A 19,400-nucleotide genomic window follows, 5' to 3' on the forward strand; every position below is an offset into this window, starting at 1 on the left:
TCAGATAAATGAATAGGTTGATTGATAACGCTTTCAATTTTGTGAAATTACTAAAACAAATGATCATTTTATTGTGAAAGAGGTAAAAGTTGTGAAAATCGGAATCGTTGGCGGCGGCGCTATGGGGCTTTTTTTCGCCTCTCAAATGACAGAAGTGCACTCAACTATCGTTTTTACTAGAACGGTTGAGCAAGCAATGACCCTTTCTGAACAAGGGATTATATGTATAGAAAATCATCAGAAAGTGATCCGTTTTGTACAAGCGGATATAACGGAGCATATTGATCATTATCAGCTGGATCTCTTGTTTATTGCTGTGAAACAATACCAACTGCATAGTATTCTTCCCTATCTTCATAAAATAAGCGAGGATGTGCCTCTTGTTTTTTTACAAAATGGGATGGGTCACTTAGAAGAACTAGATCGCTTAGCTCATAAGCAGCTTTTAGTGGCGACTGTGGAGCATGGTGTGCTTCGTACAAGTGCTGCGACTATCGAAGTTAGAGGACGAAATCGAACAAATATTTCTGCTTACCGCGGGGAGGGAAAAGAGTTATTTCCTTTTTTTGATCTGTTCGAGGCAACATTTCCGTTCGTGTGGAGAGAGAACACAAGGAGCATGCTGCTTGAGAAGTTTTCTGCTAATGTCGTGATCAACCCGTTGACTGCCGTATTAAAGGTCACCAATGGAGAGTTAATGACGAACCCATCCTTTTTAAAGCTTGCTCACATCGTGTTTGCTGAATTGTCAGGGGCATTTCCCAATGATGTACAAGAAGGCGTGTGGACGAGGATTGAGCAAATTTGCCTTAAGACGGCCTATAATCGGTCATCTATGTTAACCGATTTAGAGAAAGGCCGTCGAACGGAAGTGGAAGCGATCGTTGGCTATGTGCTGAAAGAAGCAAAGAAGAACGAGGTGGAGGTTCCGCTGCTACAAACACTCTACTTGATGATAAAGGGATTAGAGAAAAAATAACTTCATTGAGTCGCAATATTTCTTCTTATTTTCAAGAGATGGTATACTCAAAAAAGTAAAAATGTATGTAGAAAGGAAGTTCATGTGTATGGAACTGGATCGAATTTCCATTCCGGCGATTAATCAGTTTGCTTCTCTTTACTTAAAGCAAGAAGCACCTGTAACGGACTTTTTTCATTATCAATTAACGAAAGAAGATGTGTACCGACAGCGAGTGGCTGATTTAAACAACAGAAGCTTTAGGAGAGAGCTTCTCGCGGATTGTATTGAAAGTTATATGGAAACATTACCAAAGTCTGAAATGGTAGCAGAATCCCTTCGTAAATTAAAAGATGAACGGTCGACCGTTGTGATTGGTGGACAGCAAGCAGGCTTACTGACAGGCCCTCTTTACACTATTTACAAAATTATTTCGATCATCAAATTAGCCGAGGAGAAAGAAAGGGAGCTGGATATTCCTGTTGTTCCTGTTTTCTGGATTGCTGGAGAAGATCATGATTTTTTAGAAGTGAATCATGTATATGTCGAAAATGATCAAATGGTGGAAAAGAAAGCATATCCAGAACGAATGTTAGAAAAGCGAATGGTATCTGATATAGAATTGGACCACCAACAAATGAAGCATTGGGTGGAAAAGTTATTCGCTAACATGAAAGAAACGGAATATACGAATAAGCTGTTATGTTTTGTAAATGAAGCAATTGATCGTTCGCAGACGATGACGGACTTTTTTACAAGTCTGATTCACTCTTTATTTAGTCAATATGGACTGCTTGTTATTGACGCAGCTTACTCTCCGTTAAGACAATTAGAGTCATCGTTTTTCAAACAGATAATCGAGCGGACGGAAGAGATTACGGCAAGCGTGCAAGAAGCTCAGCAAATCGTTATTTCGCATTCATTTAAACAAATGATTGAGTTGTCTCCTAAAGCAGCCAATCTGTTTATTTATGAAAATAATGAACGGATTTTGCTTGAGTATGACCGTGAGAGGGAATTGTTCACTGGAAAAAGTGGCAGTGTTCAATATAGCAAAGAGGACTTGCTTCATTTGCTTGAATGTCATCCAGAAAAGTTTAGTAATAATGTAGTGACGAGACCACTGATGCAAGAATGGTTATTTCCTACACTTGCTTTTATTGCCGGTCCAGGTGAGATTGCCTATTGGGCGGAGTTAAAGAAAGCCTTTGAATTATTTGAGATGAAAATGCCACCAATCGAAGCTCGTTTAAACATGACTTTGATTGAACGAAACATTGTGAGTGATTTACAGGAACTGAACATTTCTCTACCCTCTGCTTTAATTTATGGAGTAGAAAAGGAAAAAGAGATGTTTTGGCAGTCTGTTAGAGATGAGCACTTTCATGAGCTAATTGCCTCCGTTCAAGCATCTTTAATGGATCACTATGATATGTTTGAGGAAAGAGCAAAACAATTGCATAAAGGTACACTGCCTATCATTCAAAAAAATCGTCAATTTCATTTACAGCAGCTTCAATTTTTAGAAAGAAAGACAGATGAAATGCTGGAGCGCCAGCATGAGGATGTATTAAGTAAATATATACGTGTTCAACATGCACTGAAGCCTGAGGGAGCCCCTCAAGAGCGGATATGGAACATTTTCTACTTTTTAAACAAGTATGGTTTTGATTTTGTTGATGAGTTAATGAAGTTAGATTATTTGTTTAACGGTGATCATCAAATGGTGAAAATTTAGAAAATAATGGAACTAGGTCTTTTCACTAATAGTGAGAGGGCCTGGTTCTTTTAAGTTGTTATGATTGACAGTTGAAGAAATTGTCACGTTACTCCGTAAAAAGAACTATTTTTTCGAATGAAGGCTATTTAATCACTTACTATTGAGAGAATATGGTGAGGGAAAGTGGTTTGTGAGTGAATTTAGCGAAAGAAAAAGATGAAAAGTTTTGTTTAAAAGCAGGGATTTAATGGTTTGGAAAGAAATCAAAAATAGTGGAGAAAAGTGGGTGGTTGTGGTAGAGTTAGGGAAGAAATTAATCGTTGAAATTACAGAAAATATGATTGATTTTCACATTTAAGAAATTGATTGGAATGGTGATTCTTGAACTTTGAACATACAACCGTGTTATTAAAAGAAACCGTAGATGGATTAAACATCCACCCAAATGGAATTTATGTAGATTGTACACTTGGCGGTGCTGGACATAGTGAATATTTATTATCTCAACTAGGTGAAGAGGGAAAGTTATATGCATTTGATCAAGATGAAACAGCGATCCAACATGCGAAGGAAAAACTTGCTCGCTTCGGGGATAAAGTGGTATTCGTGAAAAGCAATTTTAAATATATACGTGAAGAGCTTCAACGTCTTGGTGTCGGAGCAGTAGATGGTATTTTATATGATTTAGGTGTTTCCTCCCCGCAACTTGATACCCCGGAAAGAGGATTTAGCTACCATCACGATGCTCCTTTAGATATGAGAATGGATTTAACAGGTGGCGTCACTGCATATGAAGTGGTCAATCATTGGCCGTATGAAAATCTCGTCAGAATTTTTTTTCAGTATGGAGAAGAAAAGTTTTCAAAGCAAATTGCTCGTAAAATAGAAGCGGCTCGTGAGAAAAGCCCAATTGAAACAACAGGTGAGCTTGTTGAGCTCATTAAAGAAGGTATACCGGCAGCGGCTAGAAGAAAAGGAGGCCATCCGGCGAAACGAATTTTCCAAGCGATTCGAATTGCAGTGAATGACGAGCTTGGGGTGTTTGAGCAGTCACTAAAGGACTCCATTGACTTATTGAAATCAAAAGGAAGAATTAGTGTGATTACTTTTCACTCACTAGAAGATCGGATTTGCAAAACGATTTTTAGGGAAGCAAGCAAAGGACCAGATCTGCCACCAGGTTTGCCTGTGATCCCTGAGGAGTATCAACCGGAACTGACGTTAATCACGAGAAAACCAATACTGCCTTCAGAAGAAGAATTACAGCATAATAATCGTGCTCGTTCAGCAAAGCTTCGGATTGCTGAAAAAAGATAATCGAATGAACAGGAGAGGAGAAGATGAACAATTTAGCGAGAAAGCAGGCTGTCCGTTCGAATAAGGAAGTTACCGTTGATAGAAATGAACAGTCAGAAAAACGTTTTTGGTTTACACCTGGAGAAAAAATTCTATTTCTTGTATTTGCTTTGATCATCTGTTTTATGAGTGCGCAAATCGTCTCTACCCAAGCAGCTGTCTATGAAGTGAATAAAGACATACAGAAGATTGAAAAGGACATTAAAGAGCAGCAAAGGGCAAACCATGACCTTGAAGTTCAAGTGAGTGAAGAAAGTACCTATGAAAAAATATGGAAACGAGCGAAAGAATTAGGTCTCGATTTAAGTGAACAAAATGTTAAGGTTGTGCAACCAAAATGAATGAAAATAAAAAAAATATGAACAAAGGAGCAGCGATATTATTTTTAATATTCGCCTTGCTCTTTTTTGTCTTATTCGTCCGCTTCTTTACCATTCAAGTGTCTGGAAAAGTGGATGGACATTCGTTGAAAAATGAAGCGCTTGAAAAATATTTAAAGACAGACGAGTTAGAAGCGAAAAGAGGGACGATTTACGATCGAAAAGGGAATGTGATTGCTGAAGATACGAGTTCATTCACGCTTGTGGCGATTTTAGATCCATCGATGACAACCAATCCTAAAGAACCCAAGCATGTAACAGATCCCGAAAAAACGGCTAAGGTTTTAGCGAAATACATTGACCTTGACAAAGATGAAATTGAAAGAATATTAACCAAAAAAAATAAAGATGGAAAGCCCCCTTTTCAAGTTGAATTTGGGAAAGCGGGCCGGAATTTATCGAATAAAACAAAGAAAAGTATAGAGGCTGAAAACTTACCTGGAATTACCTTTATCAGAGATTCTAAGCGCTTCTATCCGAATGGTAAATTCGCATCCCATTTAATAGGCTTTGCCCAAAAGCCTGAAGATGGTACTGGTTCAATGACTGGACAAATGGGGATTGAAAAAGCGTACGAGAAATACTTAAAAGGTACAAATGGCAAAATAGAGTATAAGAGTGATCTATGGGGCTACTTACTACCTGGAAAGAGCGAGATGGTCAAAGAACCGGAAAATGGAGATAATATTTACTTAACCATCGATACGAAAATACAAACTTTCTTAGAAGATGCTCTGAATGAAGTGGAAAAGCAGTATAAGCCAGGTAAGGCATTTGGAATTGTGGCTGATGCGAAAACAGGAGAGATCTTAGCGATGAGTCAAAGACCCTCATTCCATCCAGGGACGAGGGAAGGATTGGATCAAAGCTGGCAAAATGATTTAGTTGAATATGCGTTTGAACCTGGATCGACGTTTAAGATTTTTACATTAGCTGCCGCGATCGAGGAAGGCGTATTCGATCCAAATGCTTATTATCAATCTGGTAGTTATAAAGTCGGGCCAAATACTATTCGAGATCATAATGGTGGAAATGGTTGGGGAAATATCACTTATTTAGAAGGCGTACAAAGATCATCAAATGTCGCGATGGCCAACTTATTAGAAAAAATGGGTCCTGATGTTTTTAGACAATATTTAGATGATTTTGGTTTTGGTAAAAAGACAGGCATCGGCTTGCCTAATGAAGCGGCGGGAAGTATTCTTTACCGCTATCCGATTGAACAGGTGACAACGTCTTTTGGACAAGGGACAACAACTACTGCTTTACAAATGATACAGGCAGCAACGGCCATCACCAATGATGGGAAAATGATGAAGCCTTATGTGATTGATCAAATCGTTGATGATCAATCAAAAGAAGCGATCGTTGATAATAAGGCAAAAGTGATTGGTGAACCAATTTCAAAAGAAACGTCCGAGCAAGTGCTTGATGTACTAGAAACAGTCACCAGTTCTGAACATGGAACAGGAAAAGCGTATCAAATTGAAGGATATGAAGTAGCCGGAAAAACTGGAACAGCCCAAATGCCTAATCCAAAAGGAGGTTATTTAAAAGGAAGCAATAATTATATTTTTTCCTTTTTAGGAATGGCTCCAAAGGATGATCCGGAACTAATTGTTTATGTTGCAGTCGCTCAGCCTCAACTAGAAGGTGAAGGGGGATCTGCTCCTGTGTCCAAAGTATTTAATCCAGTGATGAGAAATAGCTTGCAATATTTAAATATTGAACCGGAGCAAGGAGCGGCAGTAAAAACTGTGAAGTTACAAGACTGGACGAAGAAAAAGAAGGAAGAGGCTGTCAAATCTTTAACGAAAGATGGTGCAGAGCCAATTGTAATAGGTACAGGGCCGAACATTGTTGGACAGCTACCTGAACCTGGCACAGAGTTATTGCAAGGAGAGAAAGTGATTTTAAAAACGGACGGAGAGCCTACCATGCCTAATCTTAAAGGATGGTCATTGCGTGATGTGATGAAGCTTGCTAAACTTGCGAATATTCAAGTGAGTTTTACGGGAGAAGGCTATGTGCAGAGTCAAAATATTCAACCGGGTACAGTGCTGAAGCCAAATCAAAAATTAATTGTGACATTGAAAAAGCCAAAAGAAAAATCGAAGAAATAACAAAAACATACTAACATTAGTAGCACAAACCAAGGCCAAGGTTTGTGCTACTATTTTTTTATAGTAGAAGTGAAGAAAGGTCGAACGGCCCCTGGGACCAAATCGAGTCCGTTTCAAAAACCGACCAACTTCACACCCTTATGTGAATCAGTTTAGTATGTTGGATCCGTAGAGATCGTGTATAAGAAAAGGGAATCGATAAGGCCCTGTGAAGACTTCTATGATTGGCTAAGAAGGAGAAATGAATATGCAACATGTAGTCGCTCTTGATGTGAGTATGGGGAAAAGTACGATGGTGATTTATAACCAATATCGTCAATGTGAATTTGAAGGAGAAATTCTTCATACCAAACCCTCATTTGAAGCTTTGAACGAAAAACTCCAAACATTAACAAAACAGGATGGACAAGCACCAGAGATTGTATTTGAAGCGACAGGTGTTTATTCCGCATCATTAGAACGCTTTTTCCAAACAGAAGGTTATATCTACCATCGAGTGAACCCTCTTGAAGCGAATCTTCAAATGGCATCGATGCGTCGACAAAAAACAGACAAAAGCGATGCACATGAACTGGCAAAATCACATTTTAAAGTAGAGCGTACAGCTACTTATCAAGAAGAAGGCTATTATAAACAAATGCGATCACTCACACGTTATTATGATGAACTAGATCGTGAAATCACTCATCTTTTCAGTCGCCTGCATGCCATTCTACAACTCAGTTTTCCAGAATTAGAAATCATATTTTCAACACGCTCGGCCCTTTTTCTCAATATTGTGCAGCTCTATCCGCATCCAGATGAGGTACTCACTTGTTCCAAAACCATCATTCGTAATCGGCTAAAAGCAAATACAAGGAAGAATCTATCTCTTTCGCGAGCAGAAGCGAAAGGACTCGCTTTACTAGAAGCTGCGAAAGATTCGTATCCAGCCATTTCAAAAGAGGATGTGCGTTGTGAACAAGTACGTGACTATGCGAAAAGGATCTCTGATTTAAAAGAAAAGAAAGAAGGGCTTGTGAAACAAATGGTCGAGCTCTCAAAGGAAAGAACCGAATACAACGTACTGATTTCATTTCCCGGTATCGGAGAAGCGACAGCTGTTCGTCTGATTGGAGAGCTTGGGGATATTCGCCGTTTCAAGAACCACAAGCAGTTAAATGCCTATGTTGGTATTGATGTGATGCGTTATCAATCAGGAAATACCTATTACAAAGATAAGATCAATAAACGAGGAAACAACAAGCTACGAAAAATCTTGTTTTATATGGTTCAGACCATGATTACATTACGTCGATTCGGTGGAAATCATTTGGTGGATTACTATGACAAATTAAAAACGCAACCTCAAGGAAAGCCCCATAAAGTTGCGTCGATTGCCTGTGTGAACAAGTTTTTGAAAGTGGCATTTCACCTGATCACACACCATATCACTTATGACTACGAAACAGCCTCAACCTGTTCGTAATTGGTTAGTCCTACTATAACATATTTGACCTTTCGAAAAAAACGAAATTTCGTTAGGTCTTTTTGGTATGCGCAAATTTGTTTCTGTAGGAAGGGGTACCCCTTCCTACAGAAACAAATTCATCTAACTAAATAAAATTCATCTAAAACTACTTGACTAGAGGTAAGAAGGGACCGTCTCATAAGTGGTTGAGACGGTCCCTTTTCTGCACCGAAAGCGAAGTGACAGGTGCAAAAAGACTAATTGTTTAACGAAGACCTTTTCATAAAAGCAATGGTTTTGCATATATTGGATTGAGAATGGAAGGGGGGGCTTTGTTGAAAAGGGTATCGGCTGTTACGGTAAGAAAACGGCTTATTTTTGTTTTGTTATCCGGGTTAATCATCTTCTCCATTATTGGTTTTCGTCTGGCATATGTGCAGTTTGCTTTAGGCGAGGATTTGACTAATAAAGCGAAAGACTTATGGAGCAGAAATATCCCCTTTGAGCCAGAAAGGGGAAAAATTGTGGACAAAAATGGAATTGCTTTAGCTGAAAATAAAAGTGCACCAACCGTTTACGTCGTGCCCCGGCAAATTGAGGATCCGGTCACTGCTTCCAAACAGCTAGCCTCGGTATTAAATATGTCACCTACTAAAGCCTATCAGGATATCACAGAGCAAACCTCAATGGTGAGAATTCATCCAGAGGGTAGGAAAATCTCTTTTGAAAAAGCAGAACAAGTGAGAAATTTAGGGATTAAAGGAGTATATATCGCTGAAGATTCGAAAAGGCATTACCCATTTGGGAAAAGCTTGGCTCATGTTTTAGGCTTTGCAGGAATCGATAATCAAGGATTAATGGGCCTAGAAGCTTTTTATAATAAGGAGTTAAGCGGTCAAAAGGGTTCTATGAGTTTTTTTTCTGACGCGAAAGGAAAAAGAATGCCACAAATGCCAGATGGTTATACTCCCCCACGTGATGGGTTAGATGTAAAGTTAACCATTGATTCAAGGGTACAAACGATTATAGAAAGGGAATTAGATTTAGCAGAAGTCAAATATCAACCGGACGGAGCCATAGCTATTGCTATGAACCCAAATAATGGAGAAATTTTGGCGATGGCCAGTCGACCTTCTTTCTACCCGGAGAAATTTCAGGAGGTGTCACCGGAAGTTTTCAATCGAAACTTACCGATTTGGAGCACGTATGAGCCGGGCTCTACGTTTAAAATCATTACTCTTGCTGCAGCTTTGGAAGAAAAGAAGGTGGACTTGTATAAGGATCATTTTCATGACCCCGGATTTGTCAGTGTAGGGGGAGCGAAATTAAGATGTTGGAAAAGAGGAGGACACGGTCATCAGTCCTTTTTAGAAGTCGTTGAAAACTCTTGTAACCCTGGTTTTGTTGAGTTAGGGGAACGATTAGGGAAGGAAAAACTTTTGTCTTATGTTCGGTCCTTTGGATTTGGTGAGAAAACTGGAATTGATTTACAAGGGGAAGCGAAGGGATTATTATTTAAGCTAAATCGAATGGGACCAGTGGAGCAAGCGACGACCTCTTTTGGACAAGGGGTGTCCGTCACGCCAATACAGCAAGTAGCAGCGGTTTCTGCGGCGGTGAATGGTGGCACGTTATATGAGCCATATGTAGCGAAAGAATTGGTGGACCCTGTTAGTGGAGAGGTAGTGAAAAAGAAAACGCCTGTTGTCAAAAGACGGGTCATTTCTGAAGAAACATCCAAACAAATCCGTTTCGCTTTAGAAAGTGTTGTCGCACAAGGAACAGGAAGAAATGCCTTTGTGGAAGGCTATCGAGTGGGAGGCAAAACGGGAACGGCACAAAAAGCTCGTGATGGAGTTTATTTAAAAAATAATCACATTGTCTCTTTTATTGGAGTAGCACCAGCGGATGATCCGCAAATTGTCATCTACACAGCGATTGATAACCCGAAAGGAACTGTTCAGTTTGGTGGGACGGTCGCGGCCCCTATTGTAGGGAAGATGATGGAAGATAGCCTGCAAATATTAAACGTTAAACCAAGAAAGAAGCAAATAGAGAAAGAAGTGAAGTGGGATGATCCGCAAATTGTGAAAGTTCCAAATTTAATTGGCTTATCAAAGAAGGAGTTATCTGTACAGCTAGAAAATTTAAAATTAGAGATTTCAGGAAGTGGTCAAAAAGTAGTGCAGCAATCACCGATGCCTGGTACAAAAGTCGAAACAGGGTCGGTCATTAGGTTATATTTGAATTAAGAGGTTGAAAGAAACCTATTCCCGTCATATAATTGGCGGGGATTTTCATTTATAATGAAAGCAGTCTCGCATCTATTGCTTTTTTTAGTTAAAATAGTAAAGGTCATAAAAAATAATGAATACATAGGTTAGAAGTAAAGAAAGGATTGAAAATAGTGAAATTATCAGACTTATTAAAGTCACTTCCTTATTATAAAATGATAGGTTCATCAGATCCTGTGGTTTTATCAGTTGAAAATGATCATCGGCAAATAGCGGATGGTGCGTTATTTATTTGTATAAAAGGATATACGTTTGATGGGCATTCTGTCGCGCAAGAAGCGGTGAACAAAGGAGCCGTAGCAGTTGTTGCAGAACGTCCGGTCGAGGTGGAAGGAGCTCCTGTTATTCTTGTGTCTAGTACGAAACGAGCGATGGCGGCTCTTGCCAATTTTTATTATGGATCACCAACTAAGCATATGAATATGATTGGCATCACAGGTACAAATGGTAAAACAACAACTAGTCATTTGCTTAATGAAATATTTGCAGAAGCAGGAGAGACAACAGGCTTAATTGGCACGATGTACATGAAGATTGGCGATGAAACGATTGAAACGAAAAATACAACTCCTGAAAACTTAACGTTACAAAAAACATTTAAAGAAATGCTCGATAAAAATGTAACGACGGCGATCATGGAAGTTTCCTCACATGCTTTATTAGAAGGGCGAGTATGGGGCTGTGATTATGATATAGCGGTGTTTACTAATTTAACGCAAGACCATCTAGACTATCATCATACGATGGAAGACTACCGTGCAGCGAAAGGTTTACTCTTTACCCGTCTCGGTAATACGTTCGCATCAGATAAACCGAAGTTTGCTATCTTAAATGAAGATGACGAAGCATCGGCGATCTATAAACAAGAAACAGCCGCTCATATTGTTACATATGGCATCGATCATGAGGCGATGTTCCGAGCTGAAAATATGCAACTAACAGCTACCGGAACAGAATTTGATTTAGTTTTTCCAGAAGGTAGAAAAACAGTCCGTACAAACTTAGCCGGAAAATTTAATGTATATAATATTTTGGCGGCGATTGCAGCAGCTTACTCAAAAGGGATACAAATAGATACCATTCTCTCAGCGATTCACAAAATAAAAGGTGTCGCTGGACGCTTCGAGCTTGTACCAAACGAGGAGAACATTTCCGTCATTGTTGATTATGCACACACACCGGATAGCTTGATCAATGTATTGAAAACGGTCAAGGAGTTAGCGACGGGTCGTGTATTTGTCGTTGTTGGTTGCGGAGGAGATAGAGACCGAACGAAACGACCATTGATGGCTAAGGCAGCATGTGAATTCGCTACTAACGCGGTATTTACATCGGATAACCCTCGCAGTGAAGACCCTCTCGCTATTTTGAAAGATATGGAAGCGGGAGTGCAAGGTGAAAGCTACACCATTATTGCGGATCGAAAAGACGCCATTTTCTATGCTATAGAAGCGGCACAAGCAGGAGATATTGTAGTGATTGCTGGAAAAGGACATGAAACGTATCAAATTGTAGGTGATCGCGTATTGGACTTTGATGATCGTGCGGTAGCGAAAGCGGCGCTTGCAAGCCGGAAAGAAGAGGAGAAATAATATGCTTGAGAGAGATGTCTTTTTAACAATGGCGATGGCCTTTGTCATTACCGTGGCAATTGCTCCATTGTTTATCCCTTTTTTAAGAAGGTTGAAATTTGGGCAAAGTATTCGAGAGGAAGGACCCCAATCCCATCAAAAAAAATCGGGAACGCCAACGATGGGAGGAATAGTGATTTTACTATCCGTCATCATTACGGCGCTGTTTATGGCACAAATTTATTCAGGTATCGGCACAGAAACGATATTATTATTATTAGTGACGGTTGGATTTGGGCTGCTTGGATTTTTAGATGACTTTATTAAAGTGGTTATGAAGCGAAACTTAGGCTTAACATCGAAGCAAAAGCTGTTAGGTCAAATAGTGATTTCTATTATTTTTTATGTGATTTATACGAACGGAAACTTTTCGACGGAGTTAACGTTTCCTTTAACAAATATCACGATTGATTTAGGCATTTTCTATGCGTTATTTGTGATTTTTTGGTTGGTGGGCTTCTCCAATGCAGTGAATTTAACGGATGGCTTAGATGGGCTTGTATCAGGTGTTTCTGCCATTGCCTTCGGTGCTTTTGCTGTTATTGCGTGGAGTCAAGGAATGGATGAAACAGCTATATTTGCTTTTGCGGTTGTTGGGGCTGTGTTAGGGTTTTTAGTATTTAATGCCCATCCTGCTAAAGTGTTTATGGGAGATACCGGATCTCTTGCCTTAGGTGGAGCGATCGCCACAATTTCTATTTTAACAAAAACAGAATTTTTATTGTTAGTGATTGGAGCTGTTTTTGTAGCAGAAACCCTGTCTGTAATGATTCAAGTCGTTTCCTTTAAAACGACAGGTAAACGCGTATTTCGCATGAGTCCACTTCACCACCATTTTGAGCTTGGCGGTTGGTCTGAGTGGAGAGTAGTTGTCACTTTTTGGACGGTCGGTGTGTTATGTGCAGTGATCGGAATTTATATCGGAGCGTGGATGTAATTGAAAACAATAACAGATTTTCAGCATAAAAAAATTCTTGTACTTGGATTGGCGAAAAGTGGAGTGAGTGCAGCTCTGCTTTTACATAAACTCGGTGCTTTTGTGACAGTGAATGATCAAAAGCCGTTAGATGAAAATCCGCAAGCTCAACATTTACTTGAGCAAGGGATTAAAGTGATTTGTGGTAGCCATCCCATTGAGTTGCTTGAAGAAGGGTTTGAAATGATTGTGAAAAACCCTGGAATTCCATATTCTAATCCGCTTGTGAGCGGAGCGATTGCTAAAGGCATTTCTGTATTAACAGAAGTAGAGCTTGCTTATTTAATTTCAGAAGCTCCATTGATCGGCATTACAGGGACAAACGGGAAGACAACAACAACGACCCTGATTTATAAAATGTTTGAAGCGGATCGAAAAAAAGCCATTATTGCTGGGAATATTGGAGAAGTGGCTTCTCAAGTTGTTCAACAAGCAACGAAGGAAGATCATGTGGTCATTGAACTCTCCTCATTTCAATTGATGGGTGTTGATCAATTCCGCCCGCATATTTCTATTATTACGAATATATATGATGCTCATCTGGATTATCATGGAACAAAAGAGGAGTATGTGAAAGCGAAATTAAATATTACAAAAAATCAAACGGAAGATGATTTCTTTATTGTCAATGCTGATCAAGAAGAACTGTTCCAATTTGCGAAACAATCAAAAGCGGTGATTGTGCCGTTTTCCACGAAAAAAACGGTTGCAAATGGAGCATATGTAGAGAACGGCGAGATATACTTCCGCGGAGAAAAAATAATTAAGCTACAGGAGATTGCTTTACCAGGAGCTCATAATCTTGAAAATATTTTATGTGCGATCTCAGCGGTTAAGTTAGCCAGAGTGTCTAATGAGGCGATTCGAGAAGTATTGTCCACTTTTTCTGGTGTCAGACATCGGACGCAATTTGTTCGTGAATTGAATGGAAGAAAATTCTATAATGATTCAAAAGCGACCAATACTTTAGCGACTAAAAGTGCCCTTGCTGCTTTTTCAGAACCAACTGTATTGTTAGCTGGTGGGTTAGATCGCGGGAATGATTTTGATGACTTGATTCCATATTTAAACAATGTGAAAGCATTGGTGACATTTGGACAAACGGCTCATAAGCTAGCTGAAACAGCTCGTAAGGCAGGGATTTTTGAGGTAGTGAAAGTGGAGACGATGGCACAAGCAGTTACTCAGGCTTATCAATTGTCAGAGTCAGGCGATACGATTTTATTATCTCCTGCTTGTGCTAGCTGGGATCAGTATAAAACTTTCGAACAGCGTGGAGATATATTTATTGAGGCGGTGCATACACTTAACTAAGAGCTTGTCTTAGTTAGGTGAGAAGGGGATGAAGACGGCTCTGATTCTATGAATTAGAGGTGTTGGTTATTGTCAGTAAAAAAGTCTGCACCTGATTATTTGTTGCTTATTCTTATTTTGTTGTTGCTTTCTATTGGTATAACAATGGTATATAGTGCCAGCGAAGTATGGGCTAAATACAAGTTTGATGATCCTTTCTTTTTTGCTAAAAGACAGCTATTATTTGCTGGTGTTGGACTTTGTGCTATGTATTTTATTACGAATGTGGAATATTGGACTTGGCGCAGACTTTCAAAGATCGGGATTGCGATCTGTTTCATCCTATTAATTCTAGTTCTTATTCCTGGTGTCGGAATGGTTCGGAATGGTTCTCAAAGCTGGATCGGAGCCGGTGCTTTCTCGATTCAGCCTTCAGAATTTATGAAGCTAGCCATGATCATTTTTTTATCTGGATATTTAGCAGAAAATCAAAAATATATGATTGATTTTCGTAAAGGGCTCGTACCTGCTCTTGCTCTAGTGTTTACTGCTTTTGGCTTAATTATGTTACAGCCGGATCTTGGGACAGGTACGGTCATGGTTGGCACTTGTGTGGTTATGATTTTTGTGGCAGGGGCAAGAATTCTTCATTTTGCGATGTTAGGCATGGCAGGTTTAGCGGGGTTTGTCGCGCTAGTGTTATCTGCTCCATATCGGATGAAGAGGATTACCTCATTTTTGGATCCTTGGTCTGATCCATTAGGAAGCGGGTTTCAAATTATTCAATCTCTCTATGCGATCGGACCTGGTGGATTGTTTGGATTAGGAATAGGAGAAAGTAGACAAAAGTATTATTACTTACCTGAGCCACAAACGGATTTTATTTTTGCTATTTTAGCAGAAGAGCTCGGTTTTATTGGTGGCATGTTTCTGCTTTTGTTGTTTTCTCTTTTGCTTTGGCGAGGGATTCGTATAGCGTTAGGAGCCCCAGATTTATTTGGCAGCTTTTTGGCAGTAGGGGTGGTTGCTATGGTGGCTATTCAAGTCATGATCAACATCGGTGTCGTAACAGGGCTTATGCCTGTGACGGGTATTACTTTACCGTTTTTAAGCTATGGCGGCTCATCCTTAACATTAATGCTTGTAGCTATGGGGATTTTGTTAAACATCAGCAGGTATTCAAAGTATTAAAAAAAGAAGCCTTTTAAGGTTTCTTTTTTTTTGAAGGAAAAGGCATCAGGTAGTTAGATGATGACGTTTCCAATATTGTTTTTTCTTGGGTTTAAAGGATGGGAGGATTTCTTTGTCTTTTAAAGGATATTGATTGATTATCGCGAAATATTGATTTAAGATGAGAATGCGCTAATTACGATATAGCCCGTTTTTTAAGAAAGATAAATGTAACAATTAGATGAAAATTGCTACATTTTTTTTGATTTGTTTTCAATTGCACTAAAGCTATATTTATATAACAAGAAAATGTAGTATGATAGTAAAAGCTTTCAAGAAGTTATTTTTTGAAATATACCAATACTTGAAACGGCATATATTAATTTGAGGTGAAGATAGATGAAGATTGTTGTTAGTGGAGGGGGAACTGGAGGGCATATTTATCCAGCTCTTGCCCTTATTCGCATGATCAAGGAAAAACACCCTGAAACATCCTTTTTGTATATTGGAACAGAAGCGGGGTTGGAGTCTAAATTAGTCACGAGAGAAGATATCCCTTTTCGGACAATAGAAATCACTGGTTTTAAGCGATCTATATCGATGGAAAATGTAAAGACTGTGATGCGCTTTCTAAAAGGAGTTAGCGAGTGTAAGAAAATGTTGAGGGAATTTAAACCAGATGTTGTCATTGGTACAGGTGGCTATGTTTGTGGTCCTGTTGTGTATGCAGCTTCAAAACTGCGAATTCCAACGATTATTCATGAGCAAAATAGCGTACCTGGCTTAACGAATAAGTTTTTGAGTAAGTATGTCGACAAGATCGCTATTTGCTTTAAGGAAGCGGAAACATTTTTTCCAAAAGAAAAGGTTGTGCTGACAGGGAATCCTCGTGCATCAGAAGTGGCGAATGCCAAACCATCTGGAATTTTAAGCGAGTTTCATTTAACGAACGATAAGAAAACGGTGTTAATTTTTGGAGGGAGTCGGGGAGCACGTCCAATTAATGAAGCCGTCATTCAAGCGCTATCAACCCTTGCTGATCGAACATATCAAGTGCTTTATATTACGGGTGAAGTTCATTATAATCAAGTGAAATCTGAAATTGAGAAAGTAGGAAAGCCAGAAAATGTAGCGATTGCTCCGTTTATTTATAACATGCCTGAAGTGCTTGTTGAAAGTGATTTAGTCTTATCACGAGCAGGAGCAACGACTTTGGCCGAATTAACGGCATTAGGTGTACCGAGTATTCTTGTGCCAAGCCCTTATGTAACCAATAATCATCAAGAAAAAAATGCCCGTTCACTAACTGATCATCGAGCGGCCATCTTATTACACGAAAAGGATTTAACAGCAGAAACGTTAATCAAATATTTTGATGATGTATTATTAGATGAGAATGAATTGCAAATGATGAAACGAGCGGCTGAGGAGTTAGGAATCAAAGATGCATCCGATCGTCTCTACAAAGTGATGCTTCAATTGACAGGAAAAAGCTAGGAAGGAGCCTTGGCTAACATGCGAGCTAAAGTGAAGGCTTTCTCTAACTAATTCTCCTACGTATGATGATTGATACTTTGCGTGGTGACATTCAACATGGGCTGAGGCATGTCGCTTCTATATTTTATAAACAGTCCGTTTGTCGGGAGGAACAGGCATGGAAAAGGGAAAAATCATTTCAATTGAGGATCGAATTCCGAAGCTGAAAAAGCAGAGAAAACGAAAAACTAATCGGCGTCTCGTTAGCATCATTTCGCTCTTTTTTCTAATTGTGATTACCATCGTCTACTTTCAGTCTCCCCTCAGCCGGGTACAGCAAATTGATGTAATTGGCAACCATTTTTTATCTAAAGCTGAAGTGATCGAAAAGAGTGAGATTCATGAGGGCAGTAGCGTTTGGCGAGTAAACAAACAACAAGCAGCTGAACAATTAAAACGGGATCCAAAAATAAAAGAAGCAGCAGTTACTTTTTCCTTTCCAAACAAATTAGTGATTAAAGTAGAAGAGCAGGATAAGCTTGCCTATTTGTCAAAAGGAAAGAGTTTTTATCCAGTTTTGGATAATGGAACTGTGTTAAAAACAGCGCCAACGCAAACGTTAGATGAACTTCCAGTACTTCATGGATTTAAAGAGGGGAAAATGTTAGATAAGATGATGAAATCTTTAAGGGATTTGCCAGAGGAAATTACTAATTCAATTTCTGAGATTTATTATGACCCTAAAAAGACAGATTCCTATCATATTCAATTATTTATGAATGACGGATTTGAAGTATCAGCCTCGCTGAAGACATTTTCTGAAAAAATGGTGTATTATCCATCCATTGTCAGTCAATTAGACCCCAATATTAAAGGGGTTGTTGATATTGAAGTAGGCTCATACTTCAGAGCATATGATGCGAAAACGAGTGATCAAGAAGAACAGCCACTCCCTGATCAATAAAAATTTGAGATTCGAGTCTTTAAAAACAAAATTTTATTTGTTCTTCCCCTTTATTGAGCGAAGTTTGGCTTTTCTAGGTTTACATCTTAGTGTAGACTTGTAATTAACACATGCTCCTCTAAAGGGGCAGAATAAATCATTATGTTTTCTAAAATATAAAAATGGAAAAGACTGAAAAAAACATGAATATTAAAAGGGAATTTTGTTTAAAATGACGAATACTCTCTATATAAAAATGAATGATGAATGGTTATATTGTTGTTCGATCAATGAGTTTTTTGGGAGGTAAAGGAGGTGCCAAAGAATGAACAGCAATGAAATTTTAGTTAGCCTTGACATCGGTACATCCGCCATAAAGGTCATTATTGGAGAAATGGTTAATGATTCTTTAAATATTATCGGTGTTGGGAATGTGAAATCTAAAGGAATTCGCAAAGGTTCTGTAGTGGACATAGATGAAACTGTTCATTCCATTAAAAAGGCAATCGAACAGGCCGAGAGAATGGTTGGTATGGAAATTAAGCAGGTGATTGTAGGGATCGCCGGCAATCACGCGCTTTTGCATCCATGCAACGGTGTTGTAGCTGTATCAAGTGAAAATAGAGAAATAACAGATGAAGATATTATTAGAGTAATGGATGCTTCTCAAGTGATGTCCATTCCTCCTGATCGTGAAATCATTAATGTCATTCCTAAGCAATTTATTGTGGATGGTTTGGATGAAATTACAGATCCAAGAGGAATGATCGGAGTCCGTTTGGAGATGGAGGGTATTATTGTAACAGGGTCTAAAACATTTTTACATAATACATTGCGTTGTGTAGAACGAGCCGGTCTAGAAATTATGGATATTGTGTTTCAACCACTAGCTGCTGGGGAAATTGCTTTATCAAAGGATGAACAAAACCTCGGAACAGTTTTAGTGGATATCGGCGGAGGTTCCACAACGGTTTCCATCTTTAATCAGGGCTATTTAAAAGGAACGGTTGTTTTCCCAATTGGTGGCGATCACATTACAAAAGATTTATCCATTGGTCTACGTACTTCAACGGAAGATGCAGAGCAAGTGAAACTAACTTATGGCCATGCTTTTTATGACCTCGCTTCTGAAGAGGAAGTGTTTAGTGTCCCTATCATAGGAAGCGATCAACATCAACAATTTAACCAACTTGAAATTTCTGATATCATTGAAGCTAGATTAGAAGAAGTGTTTGAAATGGTGATTGAGGAATTAAGACATCAAGGGGTTCATGATGTGCCTGGAGGCTTTGTTTTAACTGGAGGCACATCCGCTACACCAGGCATTCTTGATTTAGCGCAAGATGTGTTCCAAAACCGTGTTCGGGTGGCCATTCCTGATTATATAGGGGTAAGGGAACCACAATATACGGCAGCAGTTGGTTTGATTAAATATGCTTATAAAAATGCTAGATTGCAAGGAAGAAATGTAAGCACGACTCTAGAGCCAATGACTGTAACTGAAACTCGGCCGAAAGAAGTCCCTCAGCCGAAAAAGGTGAAACCAGAGAAGACAGAAGATCAAAAATTGACTTCGAAAGTAAAAAAATTCTTCGGCTACTTTTTTGAAGAATAGTCATCATAGAGAAAT

Annotated in this window: 14 protein-coding genes; all 14 read left to right on the top strand. The window is 39.1% G+C overall.

Features of this window, described 5'->3' with window-relative positions; genetic code table 11:
* The first annotated feature begins 91 nt into the window (after nt 1-91).
* The 14 genes from WDJ61_RS06340 to ftsA all read left to right on the top strand — a co-directional run bounded on the left by WDJ61_RS06340 (nt 92) and on the right by ftsA (nt 19,385).
* A complete protein-coding gene (locus tag WDJ61_RS06340) occupies nt 92-979 on the top strand; it encodes a 2-dehydropantoate 2-reductase (RefSeq protein WP_338753892.1) in 888 nt (295 codons plus the stop codon).
* Nucleotides 980-1,067: 88 nt separating this feature from the next.
* Entirely contained in the window at nt 1,068-2,696 is a 1,629-nt protein-coding gene (gene bshC, locus WDJ61_RS06345) for a bacillithiol biosynthesis cysteine-adding enzyme BshC (RefSeq protein WP_338753894.1), read from the top strand.
* Between the two features lie 363 nt (nt 2,697-3,059).
* Entirely contained in the window at nt 3,060-3,995 is a 936-nt protein-coding gene (rsmH, locus tag WDJ61_RS06350) for a 16S rRNA (cytosine(1402)-N(4))-methyltransferase RsmH (protein WP_338753895.1), read from the top strand.
* A gap of 23 nt (nt 3,996-4,018) precedes the next feature.
* Nucleotides 4,019-4,375: a cell division protein FtsL gene (ftsL, locus tag WDJ61_RS06355; protein WP_338753896.1), complete on the top strand. Its 357-nt coding sequence runs from the start codon at nt 4,019-4,021 to the stop codon at nt 4,373-4,375.
* The gene (locus WDJ61_RS06360; protein ID WP_338753898.1) at nt 4,372-6,537 is read left to right on the top strand and encodes a penicillin-binding protein; all 2,166 of its coding nucleotides are present in this window, start codon (nt 4,372-4,374) and stop codon (nt 6,535-6,537) included. The genes ftsL and WDJ61_RS06360 overlap by 4 nt, the downstream gene beginning before the upstream one ends.
* A gap of 247 nt (nt 6,538-6,784) precedes the next feature.
* The gene (locus WDJ61_RS06365) at nt 6,785-8,005 is read left to right on the top strand and encodes an IS110 family transposase (protein ID WP_338751673.1); all 1,221 of its coding nucleotides are present in this window, start codon (nt 6,785-6,787) and stop codon (nt 8,003-8,005) included.
* 299 nt (nt 8,006-8,304) lie between these two features.
* Entirely contained in the window at nt 8,305-10,239 is a 1,935-nt protein-coding gene (locus WDJ61_RS06370) for a stage V sporulation protein D (protein ID WP_338753899.1), read from the top strand.
* Between the two features lie 155 nt (nt 10,240-10,394).
* Nucleotides 10,395-11,873 (top strand): UDP-N-acetylmuramoyl-L-alanyl-D-glutamate--2,6-diaminopimelate ligase, encoded by a 1,479-nt coding sequence (locus WDJ61_RS06375; protein WP_338753900.1) that lies wholly within the window; start codon nt 10,395-10,397, stop codon nt 11,871-11,873.
* A gap of 1 nt (nt 11,874) precedes the next feature.
* Nucleotides 11,875-12,849 carry a phospho-N-acetylmuramoyl-pentapeptide-transferase gene (mraY, locus tag WDJ61_RS06380; RefSeq protein ID WP_338753901.1) on the top strand — a complete coding sequence of 325 codons (975 nt, stop codon included), beginning with the start codon at nt 11,875-11,877 and terminating at the stop codon, nt 12,847-12,849.
* Complete coding sequence (murD, locus tag WDJ61_RS06385) at nt 12,850-14,202, top strand: UDP-N-acetylmuramoyl-L-alanine--D-glutamate ligase (RefSeq protein ID WP_338753902.1); 1,353 nt, start codon at nt 12,850-12,852, stop codon at nt 14,200-14,202.
* Between the two features lie 69 nt (nt 14,203-14,271).
* Nucleotides 14,272-15,372, top strand: a complete 1,101-nt coding sequence (gene spoVE / locus WDJ61_RS06390) for a stage V sporulation protein E (protein ID WP_338753903.1) — start codon at nt 14,272-14,274, stop codon at nt 15,370-15,372.
* 378 nt (nt 15,373-15,750) lie between these two features.
* A complete protein-coding gene (gene murG, locus WDJ61_RS06395; RefSeq protein WP_338753905.1) occupies nt 15,751-16,848 on the top strand; it encodes an undecaprenyldiphospho-muramoylpentapeptide beta-N-acetylglucosaminyltransferase in 1,098 nt (365 codons plus the stop codon).
* Between the two features lie 157 nt (nt 16,849-17,005).
* Entirely contained in the window at nt 17,006-17,791 is a 786-nt protein-coding gene (locus tag WDJ61_RS06400) for a cell division protein FtsQ/DivIB (protein WP_338753906.1), read from the top strand.
* A gap of 304 nt (nt 17,792-18,095) precedes the next feature.
* On the top strand, nt 18,096-19,385 hold the full coding sequence (gene ftsA / locus WDJ61_RS06405) for a cell division protein FtsA (protein ID WP_338753907.1): 1,290 nt from the start codon (nt 18,096-18,098) through the stop codon (nt 19,383-19,385).
* Nucleotides 19,386-19,400 lie beyond the last annotated feature (15 nt).

This window comes from Bacillus sp. FJAT-52991, from assembly GCF_037201805.1.
Classification (GTDB): Bacteria; Bacillota; Bacilli; order Bacillales; family Domibacillaceae; genus Bacillus_CE; species Bacillus_CE kandeliae.